This is a genomic window from Streptomyces apricus, assembly GCF_008369065.1.
Lineage (GTDB): Bacteria > Actinomycetota > Actinomycetes > Streptomycetales > Streptomycetaceae > Streptomyces > Streptomyces apricus.
In genome coordinates this window covers 1-3,977 of sequence record NZ_VDFC01000125.1, presented here as the reverse complement: position 1 = coordinate 3,977, position 3,977 = coordinate 1, and the positions used below count along the sequence as shown (strand labels likewise).

At 77.7% G+C, this 3,977-nt stretch carries 3 protein-coding genes; all 3 read right to left on the bottom strand.

Annotated features, from left to right (window positions below; all coding sequences use genetic code 11):
• Positions 1-926, bottom strand: a 926-nt coding sequence (locus tag FGF04_RS38360) for a serine/threonine-protein kinase (protein WP_149516014.1), incomplete at its 3' end; no start/stop codon positions are given.
• A gap of 16 nt (positions 927-942) precedes the next feature.
• Positions 943-3,084, bottom strand: a complete 2,142-nt coding sequence (locus tag FGF04_RS38355) for a bifunctional serine/threonine-protein kinase/ABC transporter substrate-binding protein (protein WP_149516015.1) — start codon at positions 3,082-3,084, stop codon at positions 943-945.
• A partial coding sequence (locus tag FGF04_RS38350; RefSeq protein WP_235882734.1) for a hypothetical protein occupies positions 3,084-3,977 on the bottom strand: 894 nt, incomplete at its 5' end. The genes FGF04_RS38355 and FGF04_RS38350, both read right to left, overlap by 1 nt.

The window sequence follows — 3,977 nt, the reverse complement described above, 5'->3', positions numbered from 1 at the left end:
GGGACGGGACCGCTCCGGCGGGGCGGCGGGTCGAGGGCGCGGGCGGACCGCTCGGCCACCAGCCGCAGCACCGCCGGCGGCAGCCAGTCGCGCGGCCCGCCCGTGTCACCGCCGTGGGCGACGAGGACGTCCCGCAGCTCCGCCGCCGCCGGACGGCGCCGCGGGTCCTTGGCGAGACAGCGCGCGACCGCCTCGCGCACCGGCGGCGGCAGCCGGTCCAGGCCCGCGAGGTCGGGCTGTTCGTGCACGGTCCGGTACAGCACGGCCGCCGCGTCCCCGGTACCGAACGGACGGCGCGCGGTCGTGGCGTGGACCAGCACGCAGCCCAGTGAGAACACGTCGCTCGCCGGGCCCACCCGGTCGCCGTGCGCCCGCGTCTGCTCGGGGGAGAGGTAGCCGGGTGTGCCGACGACCGCGTCCGGTGCGGTCAGCGCGGTGGCGAGGGCCCCGCCGGCGATGCCGAAGTCGATCAGCCGCGGCCCGTCGAGGGCGAGCAGGATGTTGCCGGGCTTGACGTCCCGGTGCACCAGGCCCGCCGCCCGGAGGCCGTCCAGCGCCTCCGCCAGGCAGGCGCCCAGGGTGAGCACGGCGGACGGGGGCAGGGCGCCGTGCGCGCCGACCGCCTCGGCGAGGGAGGGGCCGGGCACGAACGCGGTGGCCAGCCACGGTGCGGGCGCCTCGGCGTCGGCGGCCGTCACCGGTACCACCCAGCGCCCTGCCAGCCCCGTGGCCAGCCGCGCCTCCCGGCGGAAGCGGGCCCGGAAGGCGGGGTCGGCCGCGTGCTCGGCGCGGATCACCTTCACCGCCACCAGCGCCCCGGCGGGGCTCCGCGCCAGGTACACCGTGCCCATGCCGCCGGAACCGAGACGGGCCAGCAGGCGGTGCCCGCCCAGTACCTCGGGATCGTGTGCGCCCAGTGCCCGCATCGCCCCGTTCCCGCCCTCAGCCGGCCAGGCGGACGGTGCCGGCGTAGACGAACCGCCCGCCGTCGACCCGGTAGCGGTGGACGCCGTCCGGCTCCAGCTGCCGCCCGTCGTCGAAGGCGTAGGTGGTGAGCATGCCCTTGAACCGCGACCGGGCCAGGGACTCGGTGAGCCGGGCGCGGGTGGGCCGGGAGCCCCCGGCGGCCAGCGCCGTGAGGCGGTCCAGGACCAGGCGCGTGGTGTCGTAGGCCTCGGCCGCCCAGATCCCGGGGGCCCTGCCGTAGCGGCGCCGGTGCGCGGCGGCGAAGCGCCGGGCGGGGGCGGCGTCCGGGGAGATGTACGGGGTGAGGGCCTGCCAGCCGTCCGCCGCCCCGCCCGCCGCGGCGGTGAACGCCGCCGTCGCCGAGGGCGGGTCGAGGAAGCGCGGTCCCCGGAAGCCGTCTCGCGCCAGGGCGCGGGCCACCGGTCCGGCGCGCTCGGCGGTGCCCGAGTAGAACAGGCCGTCCACCCCGTGGTCGAGCATGTCGGCGACCACGACCGAGGGATCCGCCGCGGCGGCCGGCACGGCCCGGACGTACAGGTCGCTGCGCAGGCTGTCGGCCGCCTTGTGGGCGAGGGTGACGAACTCCCAGCCGGTGATGCGGCCCGCCCGGTCGGCCAGCAGGCCCGGACGGCGCACCCCCAGCGCGCGCAGCCGCACGACGGTGCCGTACGCGGTGTACGCGGCGAGCGGGGCGGTACGGAAGTAGGAGCGGGGCTCGGCGAGCAGCGCGGTCTGCACGGCACTGACCGACAGCTCGGAGACGCTGAGCAGCGGGAGCCCCGCCCCCTCGTACACCTCCAGCGCGGCCGTGGCGGACTCCCCGCCCGTGGGACCGAGGACGGCGAGCACATCGCGGTCACGGGTCAGGCGCCGGGCGGTCCGCAGTGACTCGGAGGCCCGGCCCCGGTCGTCGACGACCTCCAGCGCGAGCGGGAACGGTCTGGTGCGGCGGGCCAGGTACTCCTCGACGGCCAGCCGCACGCCGCGCTCCTGGGCCCGTCCCGCCGCCTTCTGAGGCCCGCTCAGGTCCGCGTGCAGGCCGAGCACCCAGGGGCGCGCGCCGCCGCCCGCGGCCTTCCCGCCGTCCTCACGCAGCGCCGCCCAGGCCGCACCGCCCCCGCCGGCCGCGAGCAGGGCGGCACCGCCGGCCAGCAGGATCCGCCGCCGCCCCGGCGCCGCGCGCCCGCCGGGAGCGTCCGGGGCGTCGACCGCGGTGTCCTCGATGCCCGGGAGGGCCAGCAGGTCGGCCGACCGGTCGGCGACCATGCGCACCACCGGGTCCGGCAGCCAGTCCACGGAGCCGGGCGGGTCGTCCTCCACCAGGAGGGCGTCGACCTCGTCGGCCGGGGGCCGCCGCGCCGGGTCCTTGGCGAGGCACCGTTCCAGCAGGGCCCGCAGCGCGGGCTCCTCGACGCCGTCCAGATCGGGTTCGTCGTGCACGGTGCGGTACAGGACCGCGTCCACCGCGCCGCCGCCGAAGGGGAGGCGTCCCGTGGCCGCGTACGCCAGGACGCACCCCAGCGCGAACACGTCGCTCGCGGACGCGACCGGCCGGGCCCGGGCCTGCTCGGGGGAGAGGAAGCCGGGGGTGCCGACGACCATCGACTCCGAGGTCAGCTCGGTCGCGTCGGCCGCCGTGGGACGCGCGATCCCGAAGTCGATCAGCCGCGGCCCGTCGGGGGCCAGCAGGACGTTGCCCGGTTTGACGTCCCGGTGGACCAGTTCCGCGCGGTGCACCGCACCCAGGGCCCGGGCCAGGACCTTGCCCAGCACCCGCGTCGCCCTGACCGGCAGGGGGCCGCACCGGGTGACCGCCTCGGCCAGCGAGGGACCCGGCACGAACGCCGTGGCCAGCCAGGGCGCGCCGGCCTCGACGTCAGCGTCCAGCACCGGCACCACCCAGGGGCTGTCCACCTGCCGCGCGGAGGCGGCCTCGCGGCGGAAGCGCGCCCGGAAGCCGGGCTCGTCGGCGTACTCGGGCAGGATCACCTTCACCGCCGCCAGGTCCCCGCCCGCGGCGCGGGCCAGGTACACGACACCCATGCCGCCGGCGCCGAGCCGCCCCAGCAGCCGGTACGCCCCCAGGTGCGACGGGTCGGAGGCCGACAGCCGCTCCATCACGAATCCCCCTTCGTGCCCGGCTCCGGTTCCGTGCCGCGCTCCTCGTCCGTCCCCGCCTCCGGCCCGATCTCCCGCTCGGCCCGCACCATCAGCTGCGCCAGCGGTTCCTGCACGAGTCCCTGCACCTCGTCCTTGGTCCGCCCGCGGCCGCCGCACGCGGAGGCCGACAGCACCACGGGGCCGAGCGTGGCCTGCTGCCAGAAGTACGGATACGGTCCGCCGCGGGTCTCGCTGTGGCAGAGACCGTTCTCCAGCAGGGAGTCGTCGACGTCCACGTTGCCGCCCTCACCCAGCCCGAAGGCGGACGAGAAGAGGTTCGTCAGCCGCTCGCCCGGGCGCAGCACCTGCTCCTCGCAGCCCAGCGCCTCCTCCAGCATCCCGGCCTGCTCCCACGCGGCGTCCAGCGCGGTGCGGTGCACGGTGACCGTGGTGGTCAGCCGGACCGCCCCCTTGCCGCCGCCCTTCTCGGCGGGCAGCCAGAAGTACCGGGTCCGCGTGGCCAGTACGTCCTCGGGCGGTTCCCGCAGCTGCCACACGCACTCCTCGTCCAGGTCGGCCCAGCTCCCCGGACGGCTCTCGTAGGGCACGGCCCGCGTCACGTCCGCACCGAACAGCGCCGGACCGGGGATCAGCCGGCCGACGACGGCCCGCCCCTCGGCGGGCGTCCGGGGGTACCTGGCCGGGTCGGTCAGCGGCTGCTGCGATCCGGCGGTGGCCGGGGCGTCCCCCCGTCCGGTCTCCGCGCTCCTGCTCGCGGAGGGCCGTGCCCGCGCTCCGTCGTCGTTGTCGTTGTCCTTGTCGTGCGCGGCCGTGCACCCCGCGACGAGCACCGAGCCCGCCGCCGCAAGACCCCCGCACCGCCGTAATCCGCTCACCCGTGCCACATCCCC